At 75.2% G+C, this 25,482-nt stretch carries 26 protein-coding genes and 1 pseudogene; 21 read left to right on the top strand and 6 right to left on the bottom strand.

The features are described 5' to 3' along the window. The first annotated feature begins 131 nt into the window (after positions 1-131). The 8 genes and pseudogenes from ACI79G_RS01570 to ACI79G_RS01535 form a co-directional block, all read left to right on the top strand. Positions 132-908, top strand: coding sequence for a ribonuclease HII (locus ACI79G_RS01570; protein WP_456879077.1), 777 nt, complete (start codon positions 132-134; stop codon positions 906-908). Next, entirely contained in the window at positions 905-1,225 is a 321-nt protein-coding gene (locus tag ACI79G_RS01565; RefSeq protein ID WP_012949990.1) for a DUF2469 domain-containing protein, read from the top strand. The genes ACI79G_RS01570 and ACI79G_RS01565 overlap by 4 nt, the downstream gene beginning before the upstream one ends. Positions 1,226-1,357: 132 nt before the next feature. Next, a complete protein-coding gene (locus tag ACI79G_RS01560; protein WP_456879074.1) occupies positions 1,358-1,717 on the top strand; it encodes a YraN family protein in 360 nt (119 codons plus the stop codon). Beyond that, the gene (locus ACI79G_RS01555) at positions 1,714-3,234 is read left to right on the top strand and encodes a YifB family Mg chelatase-like AAA ATPase (RefSeq protein WP_456879072.1); all 1,521 of its coding nucleotides are present in this window, start codon (positions 1,714-1,716) and stop codon (positions 3,232-3,234) included. The genes ACI79G_RS01560 and ACI79G_RS01555 overlap by 4 nt, the downstream gene beginning before the upstream one ends. Then, positions 3,231-4,490 (top strand): DNA-processing protein DprA, encoded by a 1,260-nt coding sequence (gene dprA, locus ACI79G_RS01550; RefSeq protein ID WP_456879071.1) that lies wholly within the window; start codon positions 3,231-3,233, stop codon positions 4,488-4,490. Before ACI79G_RS01555 ends, dprA begins: the two co-directional genes overlap by 4 nt. 83 nt (positions 4,491-4,573) lie before the next feature. Further along, the gene (locus tag ACI79G_RS01545; RefSeq protein WP_456879069.1) at positions 4,574-5,509 is read left to right on the top strand and encodes a tyrosine-type recombinase/integrase; all 936 of its coding nucleotides are present in this window, start codon (positions 4,574-4,576) and stop codon (positions 5,507-5,509) included. Positions 5,510-5,625: 116 nt separating this feature from the next. Continuing rightward, positions 5,626-6,426, top strand: a complete 801-nt coding sequence (whiG, locus tag ACI79G_RS01540) for an RNA polymerase sigma factor WhiG (protein WP_456879067.1) — start codon at positions 5,626-5,628, stop codon at positions 6,424-6,426. Then, a pseudogene (locus tag ACI79G_RS01535) lies at positions 6,366-6,584 on the top strand (DUF305 domain-containing protein); the annotation flags it as partial. The gene whiG and the pseudogene ACI79G_RS01535, both read left to right, overlap by 61 nt. Before the next feature lie 192 nt (positions 6,585-6,776). On the opposite strand, the gene ACI79G_RS01530 reads toward ACI79G_RS01535, so the two are convergent. Beyond that, positions 6,777-7,271 carry a M23 family metallopeptidase gene (locus ACI79G_RS01530; RefSeq protein WP_456879065.1) on the bottom strand — a complete coding sequence of 165 codons (495 nt, stop codon included), beginning with the start codon at positions 7,269-7,271 and terminating at the stop codon, positions 6,777-6,779. A gap of 299 nt (positions 7,272-7,570) precedes the next feature. Between ACI79G_RS01530 and rpsB the strand changes: the two genes are divergently transcribed. The 5 genes from rpsB (at position 7,571) to ACI79G_RS01505 (ending at position 12,099) form a co-directional block, all read left to right on the top strand. After that, entirely contained in the window at positions 7,571-8,509 is a 939-nt protein-coding gene (gene rpsB / locus ACI79G_RS01525; protein WP_456879063.1) for a 30S ribosomal protein S2, read from the top strand. Between the two features lie 91 nt (positions 8,510-8,600). Next, on the top strand, positions 8,601-9,416 hold the full coding sequence (gene tsf / locus ACI79G_RS01520) for a translation elongation factor Ts (RefSeq protein WP_456879061.1): 816 nt from the start codon (positions 8,601-8,603) through the stop codon (positions 9,414-9,416). A 242-nt stretch (positions 9,417-9,658) separates the two neighbouring features. Then, positions 9,659-10,408, top strand: coding sequence for a UMP kinase (gene pyrH / locus ACI79G_RS01515; RefSeq protein WP_091213638.1), 750 nt, complete (start codon positions 9,659-9,661; stop codon positions 10,406-10,408). Between the two features lie 70 nt (positions 10,409-10,478). Then, positions 10,479-11,036: a ribosome recycling factor gene (gene frr / locus ACI79G_RS01510; protein WP_456879060.1), complete on the top strand. Its 558-nt coding sequence runs from the start codon at positions 10,479-10,481 to the stop codon at positions 11,034-11,036. 19 nt (positions 11,037-11,055) lie between these two features. Then, positions 11,056-12,099 (top strand): phosphatidate cytidylyltransferase, encoded by a 1,044-nt coding sequence (locus ACI79G_RS01505; protein WP_456879058.1) that lies wholly within the window; start codon positions 11,056-11,058, stop codon positions 12,097-12,099. Here ACI79G_RS01505 and ACI79G_RS01500 read toward each other — a convergent pair. After that, the gene (locus tag ACI79G_RS01500; protein ID WP_456879056.1) at positions 12,066-13,196 is read right to left on the bottom strand and encodes a GNAT family N-acetyltransferase; all 1,131 of its coding nucleotides are present in this window, start codon (positions 13,194-13,196) and stop codon (positions 12,066-12,068) included. The genes ACI79G_RS01505 and ACI79G_RS01500 overlap by 34 nt on opposite strands. Before the next feature lie 59 nt (positions 13,197-13,255). On the opposite strand from ACI79G_RS01500, the gene ACI79G_RS01495 reads away from it, so the two are divergent. Continuing rightward, positions 13,256-13,897 (top strand): TrmH family RNA methyltransferase, encoded by a 642-nt coding sequence (locus ACI79G_RS01495; RefSeq protein WP_456879054.1) that lies wholly within the window; start codon positions 13,256-13,258, stop codon positions 13,895-13,897. Here ACI79G_RS01495 and ACI79G_RS01490 read toward each other — a convergent pair. After that, complete coding sequence (locus ACI79G_RS01490; protein WP_091212337.1) at positions 13,890-14,654, bottom strand: polyphosphate kinase 2 family protein; 765 nt, start codon at positions 14,652-14,654, stop codon at positions 13,890-13,892. The two genes, ACI79G_RS01495 and ACI79G_RS01490, sit on opposite strands and share 8 nt — an antisense overlap. A gap of 125 nt (positions 14,655-14,779) precedes the next feature. Between ACI79G_RS01490 and ACI79G_RS01485 the strand changes: the two genes are divergently transcribed. Genes ACI79G_RS01485 through ACI79G_RS01475 form a run of 3 tightly spaced genes read left to right on the top strand, consistent with a single transcriptional unit; the run spans position 14,780 to position 18,126 of the window. Then, complete coding sequence (locus ACI79G_RS01485; RefSeq protein ID WP_456879053.1) at positions 14,780-16,183, top strand: hypothetical protein; 1,404 nt, start codon at positions 14,780-14,782, stop codon at positions 16,181-16,183. Between the two features lie 54 nt (positions 16,184-16,237). Next, entirely contained in the window at positions 16,238-17,413 is a 1,176-nt protein-coding gene (gene rlmN, locus ACI79G_RS01480; RefSeq protein ID WP_456879052.1) for a 23S rRNA (adenine(2503)-C(2))-methyltransferase RlmN, read from the top strand. Next, a complete protein-coding gene (locus ACI79G_RS01475) occupies positions 17,410-18,126 on the top strand; it encodes a VIT1/CCC1 transporter family protein (protein WP_456879050.1) in 717 nt (238 codons plus the stop codon). Before rlmN ends, ACI79G_RS01475 begins: the two co-directional genes overlap by 4 nt. Positions 18,127-18,129: 3 nt before the next feature. Here the strand turns inward: ACI79G_RS01475 and ACI79G_RS01470 are convergent, their stop codons facing one another. The 3 genes from ACI79G_RS01470 to ACI79G_RS01460 form a co-directional block, all read right to left on the bottom strand. Next, positions 18,130-19,101, bottom strand: coding sequence for an LCP family protein (locus tag ACI79G_RS01470; protein WP_456879048.1), 972 nt, complete (start codon positions 19,099-19,101; stop codon positions 18,130-18,132). Between the two features lie 2 nt (positions 19,102-19,103). Continuing rightward, positions 19,104-20,072 carry a hypothetical protein gene (locus ACI79G_RS01465; protein ID WP_456879046.1) on the bottom strand — a complete coding sequence of 323 codons (969 nt, stop codon included), beginning with the start codon at positions 20,070-20,072 and terminating at the stop codon, positions 19,104-19,106. A 361-nt stretch (positions 20,073-20,433) separates the two neighbouring features. Further along, positions 20,434-20,760 (bottom strand): DUF2631 domain-containing protein, encoded by a 327-nt coding sequence (locus ACI79G_RS01460; RefSeq protein WP_456879044.1) that lies wholly within the window; start codon positions 20,758-20,760, stop codon positions 20,434-20,436. Positions 20,761-20,831: 71 nt separating this feature from the next. Between ACI79G_RS01460 and dxr the strand changes: the two genes are divergently transcribed. The 4 genes from dxr (at position 20,832) to ACI79G_RS01440 (ending at position 25,470) form a co-directional block, all read left to right on the top strand. After that, on the top strand, positions 20,832-22,028 hold the full coding sequence (dxr, locus tag ACI79G_RS01455; protein ID WP_456879042.1) for a 1-deoxy-D-xylulose-5-phosphate reductoisomerase: 1,197 nt from the start codon (positions 20,832-20,834) through the stop codon (positions 22,026-22,028). Between the two features lies 1 nt (position 22,029). Beyond that, on the top strand, positions 22,030-23,379 hold the full coding sequence (locus ACI79G_RS01450) for a M50 family metallopeptidase (protein WP_456879413.1): 1,350 nt from the start codon (positions 22,030-22,032) through the stop codon (positions 23,377-23,379). Between the two features lie 65 nt (positions 23,380-23,444). Further along, positions 23,445-24,605 (top strand): flavodoxin-dependent (E)-4-hydroxy-3-methylbut-2-enyl-diphosphate synthase, encoded by a 1,161-nt coding sequence (gene ispG / locus ACI79G_RS01445; protein WP_456879041.1) that lies wholly within the window; start codon positions 23,445-23,447, stop codon positions 24,603-24,605. A gap of 13 nt (positions 24,606-24,618) precedes the next feature. After that, positions 24,619-25,470, top strand: coding sequence for a GNAT family N-acetyltransferase (locus ACI79G_RS01440; RefSeq protein ID WP_456879039.1), 852 nt, complete (start codon positions 24,619-24,621; stop codon positions 25,468-25,470). The last annotated feature ends 12 nt before the right edge of the window (positions 25,471-25,482 follow it).

Genomic DNA, 25,482 nt, shown 5'->3' with positions numbered 1-25,482 from the left:
GGGCGCTCCCGGCCGCTCCGGCGGCCGACCGTCCACGGGCCGGCCCCTCTGACCCCGGCGCCGGCCCCTGGCGTTCCCGCCCGGCGACAGCCGCCCACGGTCCCTCGCCGGCGTCGTACTGTCGGACCGCGATGGCTGTCCGTACCACCCCCGCTCCTCCCGGGCGGCGGAACCGCGTCCGCGCCGTCCCGGCCGCCGACGACCGGGCCGACGCCCTGTGGGAGATGGAGCGCTCCCTGCGCCGCCGCGGCTTCGCAGCGGTCGCCGGTGCCGACGAGGCCGGCCGCGGTGCCTGTGCCGGTCCGCTCGTCGCCGCCGCCTGCGTGCTGCCGGCCGGCCGCCGGGGGAGGGTCCCCGGCCTCGCGGACTCCAAGCTGCTGACCGCCGCGACCCGCGAGCGGGTCTACGAGGAGGTCGTCGACCGCGCCCAGGCGTGGTCGGTGGTCGTCCTGCCGGTCGCCGACCTCGACGCGCGCGGCATGCACGTGACCAACATCGAGGCGCTGCGCCGTGCGGTGTGGGCCCTCGACCTCGGCGCGGACTACGTGCTCACCGACGGCTTCCCCGTCCCGGGGTTGGCCTGCCCCACCCTCGCGGTGTGGAAGGGCGACCGGGTGGCGGCGTGCGTGGCGGCGGCGTCGGTGCTGGCCAAGGTCACGCGGGACCGGATCATGCTCGACCTGCACGAGCGCTGGCCGGAGTACGACTTCGCCGTCCACAAGGGCTACAGCACCGCCGCCCACGACGCCGCCCTGCAGCGGTACGGGCCGTGCCCGGAGCACCGGAAGCGCTTCGTCAACGTGGTCCGGGCCCGCGACGCACACGCCGCTCGGGGACTCCAGCTCACCGGCTCCGGCGCGATGGTCGATGATGGGGCCATGCGCCACGTGTCCGGAGAGCCGCGATGAGCACCGAGGACCTGGAGAAGTACGAGACCGAGATGGAGCTGCAGCTCTATCGCGAGTACCGGGACATCGTCCGGCAGTTCACCTACGTGGTGGAGACCGAGCGGCGCTTCTACCTCGCCAACTCCGTCGACCTGCAGGTCCGGGAGGCCGGCGGCGAGGTGTACTTCGAGCTCAAGCTCTCCGACGCCTGGGTCTGGGACATGTACCGGCCGGCCCGGTTCGTGCGCAACGTCCGGGTGCTGACCTTCAAGGACGTCAACGTCGAGGAGCTGGACAAGCCCGACCTCGAGCTGCCCGACGGTCCCCGACTGACCTGATCCGTGTGTCACGGCGTGGAGGCTGACCGCGCCGGGTGACGTCCCGGGACCCGGCGTCCACAGGCGGTCGTCCCGTCCACAGATCCGCTGCGCGGCTGTCCCGGCCGGTGCGGGCGGACGACGGTCGGCCGGGTGCGAACGACATCGGACCTCGGCGCCCGCGGCGAGCGGATCGCCGCCGCCTACCTGACCGACAGCGGCCTGCGGGTCCTCGACCGGAACTGGCGCTGCCGGGAGGGTGAGCTCGACATCGTCGCCCGCGACGGCGACGCGCTGGTCTTCTGCGAGGTCAAGACCCGCCGGGCGGTCGGCTTCGGCCACCCCGTGGAGGCGGTCGGGCACGTCAAGCAGCGCCGGCTGCGCACCCTGGCCCAGCGCTGGCTGGCCGCCCACGACGAGCACGCGCCGGAGCTGCGGTTCGACGTCGTCGGCGTGCTGGTGCGTCCGGACGGGCCGGCGCTGGTCACCCACCTGCGGGCGGCGTTCTCGTGACGCTCGCGCGGACCTGGTCGGTGGGCCTGGCCGGGGTGCACGGCGCGATGGTCGACGTGGAGGTGGACCTGTCGGCCGGGGTCCCCGGCGTGGTGCTCGTCGGGCTGCCCGACGCCGTCGTGCGCCAGTCGGTCGACCGCGTGCGGGCGGCGGTGGTCAACGCCGGCGGGAGGTGGCCGCTGCGCCGGATCACCATCGGGTTGTCCCCGGCGTCGATGCCCAAGCAGGGCAGCGGCTTCGACCTGGCGCTGGCCACGGCGGTCCTGGCGGCCGACGGCGCGGTCCCGGCCGAGTCGGTGGGTCGCCTGGTGCTGCTCGGCGAGCTGGGGCTCGACGGCTCGGTGCGCGCCGTCCGCGGGGTGCTGCCGGCCGTGCTCGCCGCCGCCCGCGCCGGCCACACCACGGTGGTGGTCCCCGCGGGCAACGCGGGGGAGGCCGCGCTGGTCGAGGGGGTCGAGGTGCTGGCCGCCGGCGCGCTCGCCGAGGTGGTCGCCCACCTCCGAGGCCGGACGCCGCTGCCCCGGCACACCCGGGGCGCCCTGCCGCCGGCCCCGCCCGGGCCGGACCTGGGCGATGTCGTGGGCCAGCCGATCGGCCGCCGGGCGGTGGAGGTCGCGGCCGCGGGCGGGCACCACCTGTTCCTCAGCGGGCCGCCGGGCGCGGGCAAGACGATGCTCGCCGAGCGGCTGCCGGGGCTGCTCCCCGCGCTGGACGAGCTGGAGGCGCTGGAGGTCACCGCCATCCACTCCGTCGCCGGGACGCTGCCGCCGGACGCCCCGCTGGTGACCCGCCCGACCTTCGAGGCGCCGCACCACTCGGCGACGATCGCCGCCCTCGTCGGCGGGGGATCGGGGCTGATCCGCCCCGGTGCGCTGTGCCGGGCCCACCGCGGGGTGCTCTTCCTCGACGAGGCGCCGGAGTTCCCGCGGGCGGTCCTCGACACGCTGCGCCAGCCGCTCGAGCGCGGCTCGGTGACCATCTCCCGCGCCAGCGGCGCCGCCACCTTCCCGTGCCGCGCGCAGCTGGTGCTCGCGGCCAACCCGTGCCCGTGCGCCAGTGCCGCCGGCGACGCCGCCTGCACCTGCAGCCCGCTGGAGCGACGGCGCTACCAGGCTCGCCTCTCGGGGCCGCTGCTGGACCGGATCGACCTGCGGGTCGACCTCCCGGCGGTCACCCGGGCTGCCTGGCTGGAGGCCGGGACGGCGCCCGAGCCGACCGCCGCCGTCGCCGGCCGCGTGGCCCGGGCCCGGGCGGCCGCGGCGGCGCGGTTGTCCGGCACCGGCCTGCACGTCAACAGCCAGGTGCCGGGCCGGCTGCTGCGCGAGCGGTGGTCCCCGCCGCGGCCGGCGCTGCGACTGGTCGAGCGGGCGCTGGAGCGCGGGGCGCTGTCGGTGCGCGGCTACGACCGGGTGCTGCGGGTCGCGTGGACGTTGAGCGACCTGGCCGGACGCACCGTGCCGGGGCCGGACGAGGTGGCCGAGGCCCTCGGTCTGCGGCTGCAGCGGACGGCGGCATGAGCGCCCTGCCGAGCCTCGACGAGGACATGGAGCAGGGGCTCTCCGAGGCGGCGTCCGACGGGCGCGCCGGGCCCGCGGTGCGGCGGGCGCGGGCCTGGCTGAGCCGCGCGGCCGAACCCGGCAGCGTCGCGTTCTGGCGTTTCGTCGACGACGTCGGCCCGGTGGAGGCGGTCCGCCGGCTGCGGTCCGGCCGGGCGCCCGACGTCGTGCGGGCGCTGGTCGGTGCCCGCGCCGGCCAGGACGCCTCGCTGGAGGACCTGCTGCGGGCCGAGCGCTGCGACGCGCGGCTGGTCGTCCCCGAGGACGACGAGTGGCCCGCGCACCTGCTGCACTGCCTCACGCTGGCCACCGGCGAGGAGCCCGACGACCCGCGGCACCAGTCCCCGCGGGCCACCGCTCCGGTGCCGCCACTGGCGCTGTGGGTCCGCGGCCCGGCCCGGCTCGACGAGCTGGCCGACCGGTCGGTGGCGATCGTCGGTGCACGGGCGTCGACCGCGTACGGCGAGCACGTCGCCGGCGAGCTGGGCCACCAGCTGGGTCAGCGGGGCTGGACGGTGCTCTCCGGCGGGGCCTTCGGCATCGACGCGGCCGCCCACCGGGGCGCGCTGGCCGCCGACGCCCCGACGGTCGCGGTCCTGGCCTGCGGCGTCGACCGCGCCTACCCGGCCGCGCACGGGGCGCTGTTCCACCGCATCACCGAGTCCGGGCTCCTGGTCAGCGAGTGGCCACCCGGAGCCGCTCCGCTCAAGCACCGCTTCCTCGTCCGCAACCGGCTCATCGCGGCGCTGACCCAGGGCACCGTGGTCGTGGAGGCGGCGGCCCGGTCCGGTGCGCAGGCGACCGCGCGGCGGGCGCAGAAGCTGGGCCGGCAGGTGATGGTCGTGCCCGGCCCGGTCACCTCGGCCCTGAGCGTGGGCTGCCACGAGCTGCTGCGCGATCCCGAGCTGGGCGCGGTCCTGGTCGCCGACGCCGCGCACGTGGTGGAGACCGTGGGTCGGCTGGGGGAGGACCTCGCCGACCCGCCGGAGCGCCCCACCGGTCCCCGCGACGGGCTCTCCGACCTCGCCGTCCGCGTGCTCGACGCCTGTCCGGTCCGCAACGGCGTCAGCCCGGAGCGGCTGGCCCGGGTGGCCGGCTGCGACGTCCTCGACGTGCTGCGGGTGCTGCCCGTGCTCGAGCTCGCCGACCTCGTCGAGGCAACCGACGCCGGGTGGCGGCTGGGCCGGGCAGCGCGCGCCGGGGAGGGACGGGGGTGACGGCAGGGGAGGAGGCGGCATGAGCTCACGCGGCGTCGGCGCTTCGGCTTGACCCCCGGCCGCGCCCGGCCGACCGTTTCGGGGTGACTGCCCGCACCGCCGACGCGCGGGCCGCGCTGCCGCCGGCGCTGGCGGAGGTGCTGGCCGACTACGAGGAGCACCTGCGCTGGCAGCGCGACCTGTCCGCGCACACCCTCCGCGGCTACGTCGGCGACGCGGTCTGGCTGCTCGACCACCTGGTGCGGCGCGGTGGCACGCGCATCGAGGACCTGGACCTGCCCACGCTGCGCAGTTGGCTCGCGCACAACCGCACCCGTGGTGCCGGGCGCGCCACCATCGCCCGCCGGGCGGCGGCCGCTCGCTCCTTCACCCGCTGGCTGCGACGCAGCGGCCTCACCGCCGAGGACGTGGGCCTGCGGCTGGTCAGCCCCAAGGCCCACCGCACCCTGCCCGAGGTGCTCGCCCCCGACCAGGCGCGGGCCGTGGTGGACTCGGCCGCCGGGGCCGAGGACCCGGTGGGCCTGCGCGACGCCGTCGTCCTCGAGCTGCTCTACGCCAGCGGCATCCGGGTGAGCGAGCTGGTCGGTCTGGACGTCGACGACGTCGACCGCGATCGCCGCCTGCTGCGGGTGCTGGGCAAGGGCCGCAAGGAGCGCACCGTTCCCTACGGCGCCCCCGCCGAGCGGGCTCTGGACGCCTGGCTCACCCGCGGCCGCCCTGCTCTGGCGACCGAGCGCTCCGGGCCGGCGCTGCTGCTCGGCGTACGCGGCGGCCGGCTCGACCAGCGCGAGGCGCGTCGCACCGTGCACACGGCGGTGACCGCCGCCCCCGGCGCTCCCGACATCGGCCCGCACGGGCTGCGGCACTCGGTGGCCACGCACGTGCTCGAGGGCGGTGCGGACCTGCGGCTCGTGCAGGAGCTGCTCGGCCACGCCAGCCTCGCGACCACCCAGCTCTACACGCACGTGACCGTCGACCGGCTCCGTGCCGTCCACGCCCGAGCGCACCCGCGCGCCTGAGAGGACCGCCGCCTGTGTCTGACACAGTTGCCCTGCGCGCCATCGGTTCGCGCACCACCACCGAGCCCACCCCGAGGTCCTCCGCCAGAGGCCTCCGACAGTCGGGAGCGCAGACCGTGACCGAGGCCGCCATCGACCGGCTCGACGAGACCCCGGACGACGCCGACGCCGTGCTGGCCGACCTGTGGGCCGCCTACGTCGCCGACCGGGCACCCGAGCTGCGCGACCGGCTGATCCTGCACTACGCGCCGCTGGTGAAGTACGTCGCCGGCCGCGTCGGCAGCGGCCTGCCCGCGCACGTGGAGCAGGCCGACCTGGTCTCCTACGGCACCTTCGGCCTCATCGACGCCATCACCCGCTACCAGCCCTCGCGCGAGGTCAAGTTCGAGAGCTACGCGATGGCCCGCATCCGCGGCGCGATCATCGACGAGCTGCGCAGCACCGACTGGATCCCGCGGTCGGTGCGGATGAAGGCCCGGCAGTTCGAGCGCACCGTGGCGGCGCTGGAGAGCCGGCTGCAGCGCAGCCCCACCGAGGAGGAGGTGGCCGCCGAGATGGGGATGGACGTCGAGGACGTCCGCAAGTTCCTCGGCCAGCTCTCCCTGGTCAACGTCGTCGCGCTCGACGAGCTGCTCTCCGACGACGAGGGCGGCGCGCCCCGCCTGGTCGACACCCTGCAGGACACCAGCGCCCTCGACCCGCAGGCGATGGCCGAGCACAGCGAGGCCAGGCAGCTGCTGGCCCGCGCGGTCGAGCAGCTGCCCGAGCGGGAGAAGGTCGTCGTCAGCCTCTACTACTTCGAGGGCCTGACCCTGGCCGACATCGGCCGCGTCCTCGGCGTCACCGAGAGCCGCATCTGTCAGTTGCACACCAAGGCCGTGCTGCAGCTGCGCACCAAGCTGGCCGACATCGCCTGACCCACAGCCCCGGGCCGCGACCCTCCTCGCCGGGGCTCTGCAGCTCGCCGGGTGCTCCGGCGCCCCTGGCCGACGCCACCGGCGCGGAGTTCCACCGCCTGTTCGTCGAGCAGATGACCGTGCACCACCGCGGCGCCGTGGGGATGGCCGAGACCGTCCGCGACGACCGGACCGCGAGACCGCCCAGATGGAGCAGCTGTCGCAGGACCTGGGCAGCTGACCGGTGTGGCCGTGGCGGCCCCGGCCGCCACGGCCACACCCAGCGCCGGGGCGTGGGGGTACCGGCACGCCTGAGAGCACTTCCGCGAGGTGCCGCCCCCCGGCGGACGGCGCGGCCACGGGGTCGGGGGTCAGCCCATCGGCAGCAGCCGCACCTCCGGCGGCTCGAGCAGCGACAGCGGGTCGAGGTAGACCTCCCCGCGCCGCAGTCCCCAGTGCAGACAGGCCGCGACCGGGCAGCCGGCGTGGCCGCCGGCCAGCGTCCCGAGCACCGTGCCGCGGGCGACCGGCCGCCCGGCGCCCACCACGGCGTCGACCGGCTCGTACGTCGTCCGCAGGCCATCGGCGTGGTCCACGCTGACCACCGGTCGCCCGGCGACCATCCCGGCGAAGACGACGACGCCGTCCCCGGCGGCCAGGACCGGCGTCCCCGGCGCCCCGGCCAGGTCCGCGCCGCGGTGCCCGGCCCCGTACCGGTCCGGCGGCGGGTCGAACGGGCGGGTCACCGCCCCCTCCACCGGCCGGGACCACAGACCCCCCGGGACGTCGTCCGGTGCGGCGACGGCCCCTCCGGCGGGCAGCAGCAGCGGGACCAGGAGCAGGACGGCGAGGACCGATCGGCGCACCTGCGGAGCGTGCTCCTGCGGGACGCCGGACGGGCCGCACCGCCGCGGTCTGTGGACGGCGCCGGCCGCCGGGGAGGGCCATCGGCCACGGGGCGTATGCTGAGAGTCGCGACCCGTCTGTGGCGGGTCGACTTCGCGCGTCCTCTCCCCGCTGGCAGCAGCGGGACGGTCGCCACCCCGGTCCCCGTTCGCGGGGTCGTGGCGGCCCGGACGCCAGGGCGGAGCGCCACCCGGCGCCCGCGACAACCGAGGAGCGCGGCCCCGCGTGGCCGCGCGCAGAGCACAGAGAGGCTGCGGCCATGGCAGTCGTCAGCATGAAGCAGCTGCTCGACAGCGGCGTCCACTTCGGGCACCAGACCCGTCGCTGGAACCCGAAGATGAAGCGGTTCATCTTCACCGAGCGCAACGGCATCTACATCATCGACCTGCAGCAGACGCTCGGGTACATCGACAACGCCTACGAGTTCGTCAAGCAGACGGTCGCGCACGGCGGCACGATCCTGTTCGTCGGCACCAAGCGCCAGGCGCAGGAGGTCATCGCCGAGCAGGCGCAGCGCGTCGGCATGCCCTACGTCAACCAGCGCTGGCTGGGCGGCATGCTCACCAACTTCTCGACGGTCCACAAGCGGCTGCAGCGGCTCAAGGAGCTCGAGGACATGGAGCAGACCGGCGTGATGGCCGGCCTGTCCAAGAAGGAGCAGCTGGGCCTCACCCGCGAGAAGGCCAAGCTGGAGCGCAGCCTCGGCGGTATCCGCGACATGCAGAAGGTGCCCAGCGCCGTCTGGATCGTGGACACCAAGAAGGAGCACATCGCCGTCGGCGAGGCCCGCAAGCTCAACATCCCGGTCGTCGCGATCCTCGACACCAACTGCGACCCGGACGAGGTCGACTACAAGATCCCCGGCAACGACGACGCCATCCGCAGCGCCGCGCTGCTGACCCGCGTGATCGCCGACGCCGTGGCCGAGGGCCTCATGGCCCGCTCGGCCTCGCAGGCCAACGCCGGCCGCGAGGACGGCGGCGAGCAGGCCATCGGCGGCGACGAGCCGCTGGCCGACTGGGAGCGCGAGCTGCTCACCGGCCAGCAGGGCGACGCCGCCGGCGACGCGACGGCCTCCCCGCTGCCGGAGACCCCCGCCGAGCCCCCGGCCGTGACCGCGAACGAGATCGCCCCGGTCGAGGGCGTGCCCGCCACCGGCGGCACGGACACCGGCACCCAGGGCGCCCAGAACGGCTGAACGAGGACCCCGCTCCCCTCGCCCGGCACTCCGGGGTGAGGGAAGCGGGGCCGCCCTCCCGCTCAGGCACTGACACAGAAGGAATCAAGGCATGGCTGACTTCACCGCGGCCGACGTCAAGCGTCTCCGCGACGCCACCGGCGCCGGCATGATGGACTGCAAGAAGGCGCTCACCGAGGCCGAGGGCGACTACGACAAGGCCGTCGAGCTGCTGCGCATCAAGGGCGCCAAGGACGTCGGCAAGCGCCTGGAGCGCTCGACGACCAACGGCGTCGTCGTCAGCAAGGACGGCGCGCTGCTCGAGCTCGACTGCGAGACCGACTTCGTCGCCAAGAACGCGGACTTCGTCACGCTGGCCGAGCGCCTGCTCGACGTCGTCCTGGCGCAGAAGCCGGCCGACGTCGACGCGCTGCTGGCCACCGAGGTCGACGGCCAGACCGTCGCCGCCCTGGTCGAGGGCGAGTCGGCCCGCATCGGCGAGAAGCTGGTGCTCAGCCGGTTCGTGGTCTTCGACGGCCAGACCGCCACCTACCTGCACAAGCGGGCCACCGACCTGCCCCCGGCGATCGGTGTCGCGGTGCAGTACAGCGGCGGCAGCGAGGAGGCGGCGCGCAGCCTGGCGATGCACATCGCCGCGGCCCGCCCGCGCTACCTCTCCCGCGACGAGGTCCCGGCCGAGGCGGTCGAGACCGAGCGCCGCGTCGCCGAGCAGACGGCCAAGGAGGAGGGCAAGCCCGAGCAGGCGATCACCAAGATCGTCGAGGGTCGGGTCAACGCCTACTTCAAGGACTTCGTCCTCCTCGAGCAGCCGTCGATCACCGAGCCCAAGCGCACGGTCAAGCAGATCGTCGACGAGGCCGGCCTGACCGTGGAGCGGTTCGCCCGCTTCGAGGTCGGCCAGGCCTGAGAGGACCACCCTTCCCCCCGCGCCTCGCACGCCCGGCGCGGGTCCCTGGAGGGTGGCCGTTCCCGCACGTCACCGGCCCCGTCCCGCCCCTGGGACGGGGCCGGTGGCGTGTCCGGGCACCGGTGCGGGAGACCCCCCGCCCGCGAGCTGCCGCACGCCCCGTGCGGCAGGATCAGGGGAACGACGCCGAGCGAGGGAAGAACCCGTTGACCGACACCGCCGCGCCGAGCACCACCGCGCCCATGTCCGCCCCCACCGCGTTCCAGCCCGCTGACGGCGCGGGTTACAAGCGGGTCCTGCTCAAGCTGTCCGGAGAGGCCTTCGGCGGCGGCAAGGTGGGCGTCGACTCCGACATCGTGCAGAGCATCGCGACCCAGCTGGCCGATGTCGTCCACGGCGGCACGCAGGTCGCCGTGGTGGTCGGCGGGGGCAACTTCTTCCGCGGTGCCGAGCTGTCCCAGGCCGGCATGGACCGCCGGCACGCCGACTACATGGGCATGCTCGGCACGGTCATGAACTGCCTGGCCCTGCAGGCCTTCTGCGAGCAGGTCGGCCTGCAGACCCGGGTGCAGACGGCGATCGAGATGGGACAGGTGGCCGAGCCCTACATCCCGCGCAAGGCGGTGCGGCACCTGGAGAAGGGCCGGCTGGTCATCTTCGGCGCCGGCGCCGGCATGCCCTACTTCTCGACCGACACGGTGGCCGCGCAGCGCGCCCTCGAGATCGGCTGCCAGGTGCTGCTCATGGCCAAGAACGGGGTGGACGGCGTCTACGACGACGACCCCCGCACCAACCCGGACGCCGTCATGTACGAGGACCTCGACTACGGCACCGTGCTCGCCAAGCAACTGAAGGTCGCCGACGCGACGGCCATCAGCCTGTGCATGGACAACAGCATGCCGATCGTCGTGTTCAACCTGCTGCGCGACGGCAACATCGCCCGTGCCGTGGCAGGTGAGAGGATCGGGACGCTGATCAGCGACCCGGCCTGAGCGCCGCTGTCGCCAGCCCGCAGACCCGCACCCGCGGCGGAGTGCTCCGCCGCACCAGGAGGAGAGACCCGTGATCGACGACACCCTGCTCGACGCCGAGGAGCGGATGGACAAGGCCCTGTCGGTCGCGCGCGAGGACCTCGGCTCGGTGCGCACCGGGCGCGCCGCCCCGTCGATGTTCAACAAGGTCCTGGTCGACTACTACGGCTCGCCGACGCCGGTGCCGCAGATGTCGTCGATCACGGTGCCCGAGGCCCGCATGGCGGTGATCAAGCCCTACGACACCAGCCAGCTGTCGGCCATCGAGAAGGCCATCCGCGACAGCGACCTCGGCGTCAACCCGACCAACGACGGCCAGATCATCCGCGTGGTGTTCCCCCAGCTGACCGAGGAGCGCCGCCGCGACCTGGTCAAGCAGGCGCGCGCCAAGGGCGAGGACGCCAAGGTCGCCATCCGCAACGTGCGCCGCCGGGCCAAGGAAGAGCTCGACCGCATCGCCAAGGACGGCGAGGCCGGCGAGGACGACGTGCGCCGCGCCGAGAAGGAGCTCGACGACCTGACCGCCAAGCACGTGCACGGCATCGACGAGGCGGTCAAGCACAAGGAGTCCGAGCTCCTCGAGGTCTGAACCGTCCGGCCCTCCTGCCATGACCCCCGACCCCGACACCGGGCCGATCCCGATCGTCGGCCGGCGCCCGGCCCCGCCTCCGCCGCCACTGCCGCCGCGGGCGGTCACCGAGCTGCGGACGGCCCCGCTGGCCGTGCCGGAGCCGGCGACCGCCGGGCCGTCCGGGCGTGGGCCGGGGACGACGCGGGGCGAGCCCCCCACGTCGACGACCGAGTCCGTCGGCCCCGACCTGGTCCCGACACGGGGGAAGAAGTCCGGCCGCGCCGGTCGGGACATGGTCGCGGCCATCGGCGTCGGCCTCGGGCTGGGCGCGGTCATCCTGGTCTCGCTGCTGGTCTACCGCCCGGCGTTCCTGCTCGTGCTGGGTGCGGCGATCCTCACCGGCGTCGTCGAGCTGACCCGGGCGCTGCAGGCCGGGAACGTGCGCGCCCCGCTTGTGCCCCTGCTCGTCGGCACGGTCGCGATGATCGTGCTGGCCTGGACCCGCGGGGCCTCCGGGCTCGTGGTGGCGTTCCTGCTCACCGTCCTCGCCGTCCTGCTGTGGCGGCTGGGTGACGGTCCCGACGGCTACCTGCGCGACGCCTCGGCCGGCGTCCTGGTGGCGCTGTACGTCCCGCTGCTCGCCGGGTTCGCCGTCCTGCTGCTGGTACCGGACGACGGCGCGGCCCGCGTGCTGGCCTTCATCGCCACCGTCGTCGGCAACGACGTCGGCGGCTTCGCCGCGGGCGTGCTGTTCGGCAAGCACCCGATGGCGCCGTCGGTCAGCCCCAAGAAGTCGTGGGAGGGGATGGCCGGCTCGATCGTCGCCTGCGTGCTGGTCGCCACCCCGATCGTCACCCTCGCCCTCGGTGGGCCGTGGTGGGGCGGGGTGCTGTTCGGCGTCGCCCTGGCCGTCAGCGCGACCGTCGGCGACCTGGGGGAGTCGTTGATCAAGCGCGACCTCGGCATCAAGGACATGGGCCACCTGCTGCCCGGCCACGGCGGCATCATGGACCGGCTGGACTCGCTGCTGCCCTCGGCCGCCGTCGCCTACCTGCTGCTCTCGGTCGTCGCCCCGGCCTGAGCCGAGACCTCCCACGTCGTCCCCACGACGACGAAGCCGCGGCGGGCGTACCAGTGCCGGGGCCAGTCGGTGGCGTCGGCCTCCAGCACCACGAGGTCGCAGCCGCGCTCGGCGGCGAGGTCCAGCGCGGTCGCCAGGACGGCGTCGCCGTGCCCGCGGCCGCGCGCCGCGGGGTCGGTGTTCAACGACTCGAAGGCGGCGGTGGCGCCGTCGACGCGCAGCTGACCGGCCGAGACGACCCGCCCCTCCTCCCGGACGGCGAGGTCGGTGACGGCGACGACCCGGTCGTTCCGGTGCTCCCGGCCGATCAGCTGGGCCACCACCTCGTCCAGGTCGGCCTCCGAGGTCGGCAGGTCGCGCCGCCACGAGCGCTCCCAGAGGTCGTGCACCTCGCGCTGGTCGACGGCCTCCGCCCGGCGTCCCGGGAGCGGCGGCGTGGCCGGGCGGGCCATCACCACCAGTTCCTCGGCCCGCCACCCGTGGCCGGTGAGCTCGCGCGCCACGTCGTCCGCACCGGACCAGGCCAGCGTGGCGGCGAGGTGGGTCCATCCCGCGTCCGCGGCGACCGCGGCCACACCGGCCGCCACCGTGTCGGCATCGACCGGGTGCGACAGGACCAGCCGGTTGTCGTCCCAGGAGTACGGGAAGCGCGGGTCCAGCACCGCCACCCCACCGGGGACGTCGCGCACCTCGGCGGCCCGCCGGGTCCGCACCGACAGCCACAGCGCCCGCGCGCGGCCGAGCGCGTCGTCCGGCCGGGGGAGCACCGGCTCGGCGGGCGGCCGGTACGGGACGACGGCGACGACGGCGCTGGTCGGCAGCGGACCGTGCAGGTGCGGGAAGCGCGTGCCGGGCGGGTCGCCGGGCACGCCGGGGACCCAGCGCACCGGGTCGGTCAGCCGTGCGGGGTCGACGACGAGCAGCACGAGGTCCCGCCGTCCGGGGAACAGCCGCCCGGCCGGCAGGTGCACCTGCTCCGGCGTGGAGAGGTGCACGAAGCCCTCACCCGCCAGGGACGGTGGGCGCAGCGCCCCGGTGTGCAAGGCCGCCCGCCAGGCCGCCGGGTCGGTGAGGTGGACGAGGACGCCGTCGGTCACGTCCGCCGATCCTGCCCCGGAGCGCACGGCCGCCCGGTGCGTGGGAGACGATCGGCCGCGTGGACGGCGAGGCGGGCCCGACGGAGTGGGGGACGACGGTGGGCGTCGGTCCCTGGCCCGGGCCGTGGCCCGCGGACCCGCGCTACGACCCCGAGCTGCTCGCGCACGGCGACCGGCGCAACGTCGCCGACCGCTACCGCTACTGGACGGTGGCGGCGGTCGTCGCCGACCTCGACGCCCGCCGGCACCCGTTCCACGTCGCGATCGAGAACTTCGGCCACGACCTCAACATCGGGACGGTGGTGCGGACGGCGAACGCGTTCCTGGCCGCCGAGGTGCACATCGTGGGCCGCCGTCGCTGGAACCGCCGAGGGGCGATGGTCACCGACCGCTACCAGCACCTGCGCCACCACCCGGACGTCGGCGCGCTGGCCGCCCACGCGGCGCGGGAGGAGCTGCCGCTGGTCGCCGTCGACAACGGACCGGGCGCGGTCCCGCTGGAGACCACCGACCTGCCGGAGCGGTGCGTGCTGCTCTTCGGCCAGGAGGGGCCGGGGCTGACACCGGAGGCCCGCGCGGCCGCCTCGATGACCGTCTCCATCGCCCAGTTCGGCTCCACGCGGTCGATCAACGCCGGCGTGGCGGCGGGCATCGCGATGCACGCCTGGATCCGGCAGCACGCCCGGTCGGGTCTCACGTGAGCGGGGGGTCCGGGTCGATGCCCCGGGCGGTCAGGGCCGCCTCCACGGCCTCGCAGACCGTGCGGACCACCGCCACCCGCGCCCACCGCTTGTCCTCCGCGGCGATCACGTGCCAGGGGCCCGCCGGGGTGTCGGTCCGCTCCAGCATCTCCTCGACCGCCGCCTCGTAGGCCGGGCGCTTCTCGCGGTTGCGCCAGTCCTCGTCGGTGAGTTTCCACGCGCGGTAGGGGTCGCCGCGGCGGGACTCGAAACGGCGCAGCTGCTCCTCGGGTGAGAGGTGCAGCCAGAACTTGACGACCACGGTGCCCTCGGCGGCGAGGGTCGACTCCAGGTCGACGATCTCGCCGTAGGCACGGCGCCAGGCCTCCTCGGTCGCGAAGCCCTCGACCCGCTCCACGAGCACCCGCCCGTACCAGGTGCGGTCGAGCACGGCCATCCCGCCCCAGCCGGGCAGGACCGGCCAGAAGCGCCACAGGAAGTGGTGGCGCTTCTCGTCGTGCGTGGGGGCGGCGAACTGGGCGACCCGGACGTGCCGTGGGTCGAGCCGCTCGACCAGGCGCTTGATCGCGCCACCCTTGCCCGAGGCGTCCCAGCCCTCGAACAGCACCAGCAGCGGCGGCCCGATCTCGCCCGGCCCGATCTGCCCGCCCAGGAGCAGACGCAGGTGCACCAGCCGCTTCTGCACGGCCTTGAGCTGCTCCTTCTCCTCCCTCTTGGACAGCTGCAGGGTCAGGTCCACGTCGGCGAGCCGGCTCATGCCGGCCAGCGTGGCAGGACGTGGCGCGGCTCACCTGCCGAGCCCACAGCGCGCCAGGTGCCGTCCCGGGTCGCGGCTGCCGATGACAGGGAGACGGCACCGCACCCGGCGAGGCAGGGGAGGACATGGGCTCCAGTCATCCGGAAGACGTCGACGAGCTGCTGGTCCCGGCCGATCCCGCCGCTCCCGACGGGGCGCAGGAGCCGGTCGACTGGGACGACGCCTGGCTGCCCGACTGGCTCGGCGACGAGACGAGCGGGACGCCCGTCGAGGACGCCGCTCCCGAGCCGGGCGCCGAGGAGCCGGACCCCGGACCCGAGCCCGACCGCGGACGACCGGACGCCGACCCCGTGCCGGCTGCCGAGGAGCCGGACGCCGACCCCATGCCGGCTGCCGGGGAGCCGGACGCCGACGCCATGCCGGCTGCGGGGGAGCCGGACGCCGAGCCACAGCCGGACCAGGAGGACCGGCCGGACGTCGAGGACACGCTCGACGCGGGGGGCCAGGAGGAGCCGGAAGACCACGAGGACCAGCCGGACGTCGAGGAGGCGCCGGACGCGGAGGACCAGCCCGTCCCTCAGCCGGACCTCGCACCGGTGGCGGTCCCCGCCGAAGACCTCCCGACCGCGGACCCCGACGACGAGCCGGCCACACCCTCCGGGCCAGCGGACGCCGAACCGGTCGAGGCCACCGCCGCGCCGGCCGAGGTGATCGAGCCAGCCGAGCTGGTCGAGGTGACCGACGCGCTCCCGCAGCCCGCGCCCGTCCGCGTCGTCGTCGGCGCCCGTGCCCCCTCGCGTCGGCGCGCGCTCTCGGTGGCGGTCGGCCTGCTCGTCGCCGGGGCGGTCGCCGCGGCGTCGCTGCTGACCGCCCGGTCCGAGGCCCCGGTCCCGGCCGCGGACGCGGCCGCGCCGACCACCTCCGCACCGGCGGTGACCGGCCGCGCCACCCCTCGACCGACGCCGGCCCCCGCGCTGGTGACCCCACCCGCGACGACGGTGGCACCGCCGCCGCCCGCGCCGCAGGCACCTGCCGCTCCAGCATCCCCGCGGTCCGCTGACGTGACCAGGACACCCCCGCGGGTCGCGGTCGTGGCACTCCCGCGCCCCGCCGGGACCGCGGCACCGGTCGTGCCGGTCGCCGTCCCGGGGACGAAGGACCCGGCCCACACCGGCGTCGCCCTCCCGGAGCCCGAGGGCCCCGAGTCCGCGCCGGACCACGCCCCGGTCGTGGAGACGACCGACGGGAGCGGCCCCGACGAGACGGCGGACGACGCCCCCGACGACTCGACGGAGAAGGACGGGACCGGCGATCCGGAGACCCCGACCACACCCGAGTCACCGTCCCCGGAGGACCAGGAGGACCCGGAGGACACGCAGGACCCGGAGGGATCGGGGGAGGACCCCGAGGGATCGGAGGAGCAGGGGGAGCCGGTCGTCCCTGGGGGCGGTGCCACCCCGACGCCGTCCGACGTGCCGGGGCCCACCGAGCTCCCGCTCCCGCCGGAGGTGCCCGGTCCGGGAACGTGATCTCCCCCGCGGGCCGGCCCGACGGGAGTTCCGGGGTGGGAGCATGGGAGTGCCATGACTGCTCTCCCCCTCGTGTTCGAGGCCCCCCGCCGGGGCAAGCCGCCACGCCACCTCGCCGACCTCACCCGCGAGGAGGCTCGCGCCGCGGTCACCGAGCTGGGCCAGCCGGCCTTCCGGGCCGACCAGCTCGCCCGGCACTTCTACCGGGGCGTGACCGACCCGGCGCAGATGACCGACCTGCCGACCGCGGTGCGCGAGGAGCTCACCGGCGCGCTGCTGCCCGGCCTGCTCACGCCGGTGCGGACGCTCAGCGCCGACGGCGGCCGCACCCGCAAGACGCTGTGGCGGCTGCACGACGGCGCCCTGGTCGAGAGCGTTCTCATGCGCTACCCGGACCGGGCCACCGTCTGCATCTCCAGCCAGGCCGGCTGCGGCATGGCCTGCCCCTTCTGCGCCACCGGCCAGAACGGGCTGACCCGCAACCTCTCGGCCGCGGAGATCATCGGCCAGGCGGTGGCCGCGGCCGCGGCGATGGCGAACGGCGAGGTCCCCGGCGGGCCCGGCCGGCTGTCCAACGTCGTCTTCATGGGCATGGGCGAGCCGCTGGCGAACTACGCGCGCGTCCGCAAGACCCTCGACGCCCTGGTGACGCCCGCGCCGCACGGGCTGGGGCTGTCCCAGCGCTCGATCACGGTGTCCACCGTCGGCGTCGTCCCGGCGATCCGGCGGCTGACCGAGGAGGGGCTGCACGCCACCCTCGCGGTGAGCCTGCACGCGCCCGACGACGAGCTGCGCGACACCCTGGTGCCGATCAACACGCGCTGGAAGGTCGACGAGGTCGTCGACGCCGCCGACGCCTACGCCGCGCGCACCGGCCGCCGGTACTCGGTGGAGTACGCCCTCATCCGCGACGTGAACGACCAGCCCGAGCGCGCCGACCTGCTCGGCCGGCTGCTCGCCGACCGGCGGGCGCACGTCAACCTCATCCCGCTGAACCCGACGCCGGGCAGCCGCTGGGACGCCAGCCCGCTGCCCGCGCAGCGCGAGTTCGTCGCGCGGCTGCGGGCGCACGGCGTGCCGACGACGGTCCGCGACACCCGCGGCCAGGACATCGACGGCGCGTGCGGTCAGCTCGCCGCGGCCGACCGGGTGGACGGCGTCCCGACCGTGGCCCTGCCGCAGCCGTCCCTCGAGCCGCCCGTGGAGCTGGGCGCCGAGGCCGACGCGTGAGTGCCGAGGCCCCGCAGGCCGAGGCGCACGAGCACAGCCACGCCGACGTCTCCGGCGGGTGGCTGCGCGCCGCGGTCTTCGGCGCGATGGACGGGCTGGTGACCAACACGGCCCTGGTGGCCGGCGTGGGCGGCGGCGGCGCCTCGTCCCGGACGATCGTGCTCTCCGGCGTGGCCAGCCTGGTCGCCGGCGCCATCTCCATGGCGCTGGGGGAGTACACCTCGGTGCGCACGCAGAACGAGCAGCTCGACCTCGAGGTGGAGAAGGAGCGCCGGGAGCTCGAGCGCAACCCGCGCGGCGAGCTCGCCGAGCTGGTGCAGATGCTGCGGGTCCGCGGCGTGGACGCCGACCTCGCCCAGCAGGTGGCCGTCCAGCTGCACCGCGACCCCGACACCGCGCTGCGGCTGCACGTGGTCGCCGAGCTGGGGCTCAACCCGGCCGACAAGCCCTCGCCGTGGACGGCGGCGGTCTCCTCGTTCCTCACCTTCGGCACCGGCGCGGTGATCCCGCTGCTGCCCTACCTGCTCGGCTTCTCCGTCCTCGCCGCCGCCCTGGTGTGCGGGGCGGTGGGCCTGGCCACGGCGGGCGCGCTGTCGTCGCGCTTCACCCCCCGGCCCTGGTGGTACGCAGCCCTCCGGCAGCTGCTCTTCGGCGCGGTCGCGGCCGGGGTCACCTACGCGATCGGGCTGGCGATCGGCGTCGGCGTGTCCTGAGCCTCACCGCTGGCAGGACATCCCGGCCGCGGCGACCGTGGCCGTGGTGTCGGCAGTCGGGAGACGGGCCAGCGTCCCGCCGAACGGCTCGGCGGCCGGCAGGACGGTCACCGCTCCGAGTTCGGCGCGGGCCAGTGCGAGCAGGTCGATCACCGAGGTCCCCGGGTCGACCGCGACCGCGTCGGAGGCGGCCCAGGCGAGGGACTGCAGCCTCACCGGGCGCGCTCCCTCCACCCGGTCCATCAACGCCGTGAGGACGGTGCCGGCGGTGTCGGCTCGCCCGTCCGGGTCGACCGGCGCGGGCACCCACGCGCCGTCCACCCGGTGCTCGGGGTGCCGGGAGCGGACGAGGGCCAGCGCGGTGGCGCCGTCCACGTGCTGCCGGCCGGCGCGGGTCAGCAGCAGGCCGGCCGGCTCGTCCCGGACGGGTTCCGGGACGTCGACGTCCAGGCCGCCGGCAGCGTCGACCACGGCGGCGAAGCCGGCCAGGTCGACGGTGACCAGGTGGTCGGTGGGGATCCCGAGGCCGCAGAGCGCGTCGACGGTGGCCTCCGGACCGTCCAGCCAGGTGAGGGCGAGGCGCTCGCCGGTGCGGCCGGAGAGGACGACCAGGTCGCGCGGGACCGACAGCACCGTGGTCCCGCGGTCGGTCTGGTGGACGACGACCACCACGTCGGCCCGGGCGCCGGGGACGTCCGCGGCGGTGCCGAAGTCGGCGGGGTCGGCGCCAGCGGGCAGCCGCTCCCGCGAGTCCAGGCCCACCAGCACCCAGGTGCGGCCGTCGGAGTCGTCGGCGGTGAGGGCCACGGCCACCTCGTCGACGCGGCCGGCGAGCAGCGCGACGTCGACGCCGGCCGCGACCAGCAGCAGGACGAGGACGGCGAGGACGGTGCGCGTCCACCACCGCCGTCCCGGGAACGGCCGACGCCGGCCAGGGGAGCCCTGGCCGGCGTCGGGGTCGTGCGGTGCGGTCACGCTCAGGCCTGCGAGCCCTCCGCGGACCGGCGGCGGGCGGCGAACACCAGGCCGCCACCGAGCGCCAGGGCACCCACGCCCAGGCCCAGCGGGAGGGCGACGTCGGCGCCGGTGTAGGCCAGGCTCGAGGACGACGCGTTCGAGGTCGCCGCGGCCGTGGTCACCGTGAAGGACTCCTGGAAGTAGGTGCCCATGTTGCCCTCGTAAACCAGGGTGTGATCGCCGGTCGGGGTGCCGGCCGGGACGGTGAACTCGACCGTCACGGTGCCGTTGGCGTCGGCGGTGAAGGTGCCCATGGTCTGCGGGGTCGAGTGCAGGGTCACCGTGACGACCTCGCCGGGCTTGAAGCCGGTGAGGACCTTGACGACCTTGCGGCCCGGGGCCGCGCTGTCACCGGTGGCCGAGCCCTTGTCCGGGCTGGCGACACCGGCGGTGTTGGCCTCAGTGCCGCGGACGTTGCCGGTCGGCAGGACGTTGGTCGGCGTGCCCCACCCGCTGCCGGGGGTCGGCTCGCTGGGAGCGGACGTGGTGGGGGTCTCCGTCACGGGCGCGGAGGTGCCCGTCGACACGGTCACCGTGATCTCCGGGTACTCCACCGGCTCCCCGGCGTAGGTGGTCGCGCAGGCGGCGTAGACGGCGTGCGGGCCGCCCGTGCTGTCGGCCGGGAACGCCAGGGTCGTCGACCAGGAGCCGTCGTCGGCCGGGTCCGCGATGGCGAGACCCTCCTCGGTGTCGAAGTCGGCGTTGTCCGTGGCGACGACGACGAGCGCCTCCCAGTCCGGGTGCGCGGGGTCATCGGCGACGCAGCCGGTACCGCTGACCTGGAACGTCGCACCGGCGACGGCGGTGGAGGGCGCCGTGGGGGCTGTCAGCGCCGGCGCGGCGAACGCGGCAGGGGCGAGCAGCAGACCGGTGGCCACGGTGGTGGCGGTCATCCCGGTCAGGGCTGCGGCGCGGGTGGTGCGGGACATCGGCGGCTCTCCGCTCGGTCAGGAGTCCGGGCGCTCCGGACTTCTCTCGACCTGTCTATCGACTGGGAGCCGCCGGAGCTGTAGCTGAGAACCACCAAGCTCCGGCGGATCATCGGCCATGTCTGACAACGCCGCCCCGGCAGGCTCAGGCGGCACATCCGTCACATGTGGGCGGGCGGAATGGGGGCAACAACTGACATCCGCTCCCGGTGGGGCCCGCAGCGCACCGCCTGCCTTCCGACCGGGCGTCCCACCTGGTGCATCGGTCACCACCGAGGCCCGCGGCGACCCCCGCGACTCCCCGCGGACGGCGAGAGGCCCGCCCCCTGCGGCAGGGGACGGGCCTCTCGAGGTCTGAGCGCTACTTGGCGCGCCAGGCGTTGCGGCGGCGCCGCCAGTCGAGCAGCAGGATCAGGACCATCAGGGCGGCGATGCAGACCACCCAGAGGTCCTCGATCCGGCCCTCGTGGTTGCCGAAGAGGTAGGCGAGCATGAACAGCGTCGCGATGACCCCGCCCACGCGGCCCCACCTGCCGGTCTCGCCGTGCCAGCCCCAGTCCTCGGGGCGCTCGTGCTCGACGGGCGGGGCCCCGGCCCGGACGACGCCCTCCTCGCGCCCCGGCTGGTTGACCCGCCCGGTCGCGGGGTGGTCCACGGAGATCCGCTCGCGGTGGGTCTGCTCGCTCACACCGCCATCCTGCCAGCACCCTGTCGGCGGCACCCACCGAGGGAGGGCGGCGCGTCGGGGAGGATGCGCCCGTGGACGGCGTGCGCGAGGTGACGGTGCTGGGCTCCACCGGGTCGATCGGCCGGCAGGCGATCGCGGTGGCCGAGCAGAACCCCGACCGGCTGCGGATCACCGGTCTGGCCGCCGGCGGTGGGGACGTCGCCCGGCTGGCCGAGCAGGCGCTGTCCCTCGGCGTCCGCACCGTCGCCGTCGCGCGGGCGACCGCCGCCCAGGACCTGCAGCTGGCCTTCTACGCCGCGGCCTCCACGCGCGGCTGGTCGAGGGGCGAGTTCGCGCTGCCGGAGATCCTCGCCGGACCGCGGGCGGCCGAGGAGCTCGCCGCCCGCCCGGCCGACGTCGTCCTCAACGGCATCACCGGCTCGATCGGGCTGCGGCCCACGCTGTCGGCGCTGCGGGCCGGCCGCACCGTCGCGCTGGCCAACAAGGAGTCGCTCGTGGCCGGCGGGGCGCTGGTCACCGCCGCGGCCGCACCCGGGCAGCTGGTGCCGGTCGACTCCGAGCACTCGGCGCTGGCCCAGTGCCTGCGCGGCGGCGCGCGCGGCGAGGTGGCCCGGCTGGTGCTCACCGCCAGCGGCGGGCCGTTCCGCGGCCGCAGCGCCGCCGAGCTGGCCGACGTCACCGTCGAGCAGGCGCTGGCGCACCCGACCTGGGACATGGGCCCGGTCGTGACGATCAACTCGGCGACCCTGGTCAACAAGGGCCTGGAGCTCATCGAGGCGCACCTGCTGTTCGACGTCCCCTTCGCCGACATCGACGTGGTCGTGCACCCGCAGTCGATCGTGCACTCGATGGTGACCTTCGCCGACGGCGCGACCATCGCCCAGGCCAGCCCGCCGGACATGCGGCTGCCGATCGCGCTGGCCCTGGCCTGGCCCGACCGGCTGCCGCACGTGCAGCCGGCGCTGGACTGGTCGACGGCGAGCAGCTGGGAGTTCGCCCCGCTGGACGACGCGGCGTTCCCGGCCGTGTCGCTGGCCCGCTCCGCCGGTGAGGCGGGGGGCGTGGTGCCGGCGCTCTACAACGCCGCCAACGAAGAGGCGGTCGCCGCCTTCCTGGTGGGTCGCCTGCCGTTCCGGGGCATCGTCGACCTCGTCGCGCGTACCCTGGACGACGCGCCGGACCTCGGCGCACCCACCTGCGTCGAGGACGTGCTGGCCGCGGAGAAGTGGGCCCGGGAGCACGCCCGGGGCGTCATCGCCGGAGGCTGAACTGAGCGGAGCACTCCTCACCGTCCTCGGGATCGTCCTCTTCGCGCTCGGACTGCTGCTCTCGATCGCCTTCCACGAGTACGGGCACTTCGCCTGGGCCCGGAAGTTCGGCATGCGGGTCCCACAGTTCATGGTCGGCTTCGGCCCGACCGTCTTCTCCCGCACGCGCGGGGAGACCGAGTACGGCCTCAAGGCCGTCCCGCTCGGGGGCTACATCCGCATCATCGGGATGATCCCGCCGGCCGAGGAGAACGAGAGCAAGCGGGCGACCCGCATGCGCTCGTTCATCGCCGAGGTCCGCGGCGCGGCGCTCGACGACGTCCGCCCTGGTGACGAGGGGCGGGTCTTCTGGGCCAAGCCCTGGTGGCAGCGGGTGATCGTGATGGTCGCCGGCCCCTTCCACAACCTGGTGCTGGCGGTCGTCTTCTTCACCGTCGTGCTGGTCGGCTTCGGCGTCCCCGGGACGACGACCACCATCGCCTCGGTCCCCGAGTGCGTCCTGCCGGCCACCTCGAGCGCCACCACCTGCCCCGACGACGCCGCCCTCTCGCCGGCGGCCGCGGCCGGTCTGCGGGCCGGGGACACGATCGTCGCCATCGACGGCCGGCCGGTCAGCCAGGTCCCCGACGCCGCCCAGGACGACCGGGCCACCGGCTGGCAGCAGGTCCAGGACGCCATCCGGGTCAGCACGGGCACGCCGATCGTCCTCACCGTGGACCGCGACGTCGACGGCGACACCCAGAGGCTGGACCTCACGGTCACCCCCATCGCCAACACCATCCGCGTCGACCGGGACGGCGACGGCGAGGCCGACGGCACCCAGACGGTCGGCTACATCGGGGTCAGCGCCGCGCAGACCTACGTCCGGCAGCCGGTCACCGCCGTCCCCGGCTACATCGGCGACGTCCTCGTCCGTTCCGTGGACCGGCTGATCGAGATCCCCGAGCGGATCCCGCAGCTGTTCCGCGCGGCCTTCCTGGGGGAGGAGCGCGACCCGAACGGGCCGATCGGCGTCGTCGGCGTCAGCCGGATCTCCGGTGAGGTCTTCGCCTTCGAGGACTTCACCACGACCGAGAAGGTCAGCTTCTTCTTCCAGCTGCTGGCCAGCGTCAACCTGGTGCTGTTCCTGTTCAACCTGCTGCCGATCTACCCGCTCGACGGCGGGCACGTGGCCGGCGCGCTGTACGAGAAGGCGCGCTCGGTCGTCGCCCGGCTGCGCGGCCGGCCCGACCCGGGGCCGTTCGACATCGCCCGGCTCATGCCGGTCGCCTACGTCGTCGCCGGGTTGTTCATCGCGCTGTCGGGCCTGCTGCTGATCGCCGACGTCGTCAACCCGGTCACCCTGCAGTAGCCGCGGCGCGTGTTCCACCCCACGTCACCGGCACCGACGTGTGACGGAGGGCGATACTCGTGGTCATGGCCATCCCCGTCGGTCTCGGCATGCCCGCTGCACCCCCGCCCGTCCTCGCTCCCCGGCGCAAGACGCGTCAGCTCATGGTGGGCGACGTCGGCGTCGGCAGTGACCACCCGGTCAGCGTGCAGTCGATGACGACGACCAAGACCGCCGACATCAACGCCACGCTGCAGCAGATCGCCGAGCTCACCGCCTCGGGCTGCCAGATCGTGCGGGTCGCCGTCCCGGACACCGACGACGCCGAGGCGCTGCCGATCATCGCCAAGAAGTCGCAGATCCCGGTCATCGCCGACATCCACTTCCAGCCGCGCTACGTCTTCGCGGCGATCGACGCCGGCTGCGCCGCCGTCCGGGTCAACCCGGGCAACATCAAGAAGTTCGACGACAAGGTCGGCGAGATCGCGAGGGCGGCCAAGGGCGCCGGCATCCCGATCCGCATCGGCGTCAACGCCGGGTCGCTGGACAAGCGGCTGCTGGCCAAGTACGGCAAGGCCACGCCCGAGGCGCTGGTCGAGTCGGCGCTGTGGGAGTGCTCGCTGTTCGAGGAGCACGACTTCCGCGACATCAAGATCTCGGTCAAGCACAACGACCCGGTGGTCATGGTGCGCGCCTACGAACTGCTGGCCGCCCGGTGCGACTACCCGCTGCACCTCGGGGTCACCGAGGCCGGCCCGGCCTTCCAGGGGACCATCAAGTCCGCGGTCGCCTTCGGCGCGCTGCTCTCCCAGGGCATCGGCGACACCATCCGCGTCTCGCTGTCGGCCCCGCCGGCCGAGGAGGTCAAGGTCGGCACCCAGATCCTCGAGTCGCTGAACCTGCGCCAGCGCGGCCTGGAGATCGTCAGCTGCCCGTCCTGCGGGCGCGCCCAGGTCGACGTCTACACGCTGGCCGACGAGGTCACCGCCGGCCTCGACGGGCTCGAGGTGCCCCTGCGGGTGGCCGTCATGGGCTGCGTCGTCAACGGCCCGGGCGAGGCCCGCGAGGCCGACCTCGGCGTGGCGTCGGGCAACGGCAAGGGGCAGATCTTCGTGAAGGGCGAGGTGGTCAAGACCGTGCCCGAGTCGCAGATCGTCGAGACCCTGATCGAGGAGGCCATGCGCCTCGCCGGTGCGGCCGTCGACGACGGCACGCCGTCCGGCCCGCCCGTCGTCACCGTCAGCTGACCGGTCCGGTCCGGTGCTGCGCTCGCCGACGGCGCGGGTCCTCGACGAGACCGACGAGCCCGCGGTCCGCGCCCTGCTCGCCAGCGACCCGGTGGCGGCCTGCGTCATCGCCGGGCGCGTCGAGGCCGTCGGCACCTCCCCCGCGGCCCTCGGCGCCCCGCTGTGGGGGTTGGACAGCGGGCGCTCGCTGGACGCGATCTGCCTGGCCGGGGCGAACCTGATCCCGTTCGCCCTGCCGGGGACCGAGCGGCCGGCCGCCACGGCCTTCGCCGAGCGCGCCCGCCGCGCCGGACGGCGCTGCTCGACCATCGTCGGCCCGGCCGCCTCCGTGGGCCCGCTGTGGGAGCTGCTGGAGCCCTCGTGGGGACCGGCCCGCGACCACCGGCCCCGCCAGCCGCTGCTGGCCATCGAGGGCCCGCCGGCGATCCCCCCGGAGCCGCGGGTGCGCCCGGTGCGGCCGGTCGAGCTCGACGTCCTGCTGCCGGCCGCGGTGGCCATGTTCACCGAGGAGGTCGGGGTCAGCCCGCTGCGGGTGGACGGCGGCGTCGGCTACCGCGCCCGCGTCGCCGACCTGGTCCGCGCCGGCCAGTCGCTGGCCTGGATCGAGGGCGGCGAGGTGCTGTTCAAGGCCGAGATCGGCGCGGTCTCCCGCGGCGTCTGCCAGGTGCAGGGCGTCTGGGTCGCCCCCGCCCACCGCGGCCGCGGCATCGGCGCTGCCGGCACCGCGGCCGTCGTCGAATACGCGCGCACCGCGATCGCGCCGGTGGTCAGCCTCTACGTCAACGACTTCAACGCCTCCGCCCGCGCCGCGTACGCCCGGGTCGGGTTCCGCGAGGTCGGGCAGTTCGCCAGCGTCCTGTTCTGAGGAAGTAGGGCC

It is taken from the genome of Geodermatophilus sp. SYSU D00779 (genome assembly GCF_054050595.1).
The sequence above is the reverse complement of the archived record's forward strand: the minus strand, read 5'-3'. Positions and strand labels throughout refer to the sequence as shown.

Bases quoted from the DNA above. Each gene is read 5' to 3' on its own strand.
- ACI79G_RS01570 (WP_456879077.1), top strand. From the start codon at position 132: ATGGCTGTCCGTACCACCCCCGCTCCTCCCGGGCGGCGGAACCGCGTC.
- ACI79G_RS01565 (WP_012949990.1), top strand. From the start codon at position 905: ATGAGCACCGAGGACCTGGAGAAGTACGAGACCGAGATGGAGCTGCAG.
- dprA (WP_456879071.1), top strand. From the start codon at position 3,231: ATGAGCGCCCTGCCGAGCCTCGACGAGGACATGGAGCAGGGGCTCTCC.
- rpsB (WP_456879063.1), top strand. From the start codon at position 7,571: ATGGCAGTCGTCAGCATGAAGCAGCTGCTCGACAGCGGCGTCCACTTC.
- tsf (WP_456879061.1), top strand. From the start codon at position 8,601: ATGGCTGACTTCACCGCGGCCGACGTCAAGCGTCTCCGCGACGCCACC.
- pyrH (WP_091213638.1), top strand. From the start codon at position 9,659: ATGTCCGCCCCCACCGCGTTCCAGCCCGCTGACGGCGCGGGTTACAAG.
- ACI79G_RS01505 (WP_456879058.1), top strand. From the start codon at position 11,056: ATGACCCCCGACCCCGACACCGGGCCGATCCCGATCGTCGGCCGGCGC.
- ACI79G_RS01490 (WP_091212337.1), bottom strand. From the start codon at position 14,654: ATGAGCCGGCTCGCCGACGTGGACCTGACCCTGCAGCTGTCCAAGAGG.
- ACI79G_RS01485 (WP_456879053.1), top strand. From the start codon at position 14,780: ATGGGCTCCAGTCATCCGGAAGACGTCGACGAGCTGCTGGTCCCGGCC.
- rlmN (WP_456879052.1), top strand. From the start codon at position 16,238: ATGACTGCTCTCCCCCTCGTGTTCGAGGCCCCCCGCCGGGGCAAGCCG.
- ACI79G_RS01465 (WP_456879046.1), bottom strand. From the start codon at position 20,072: ATGTCCCGCACCACCCGCGCCGCAGCCCTGACCGGGATGACCGCCACC.
- ispG (WP_456879041.1), top strand. From the start codon at position 23,445: ATGGCCATCCCCGTCGGTCTCGGCATGCCCGCTGCACCCCCGCCCGTC.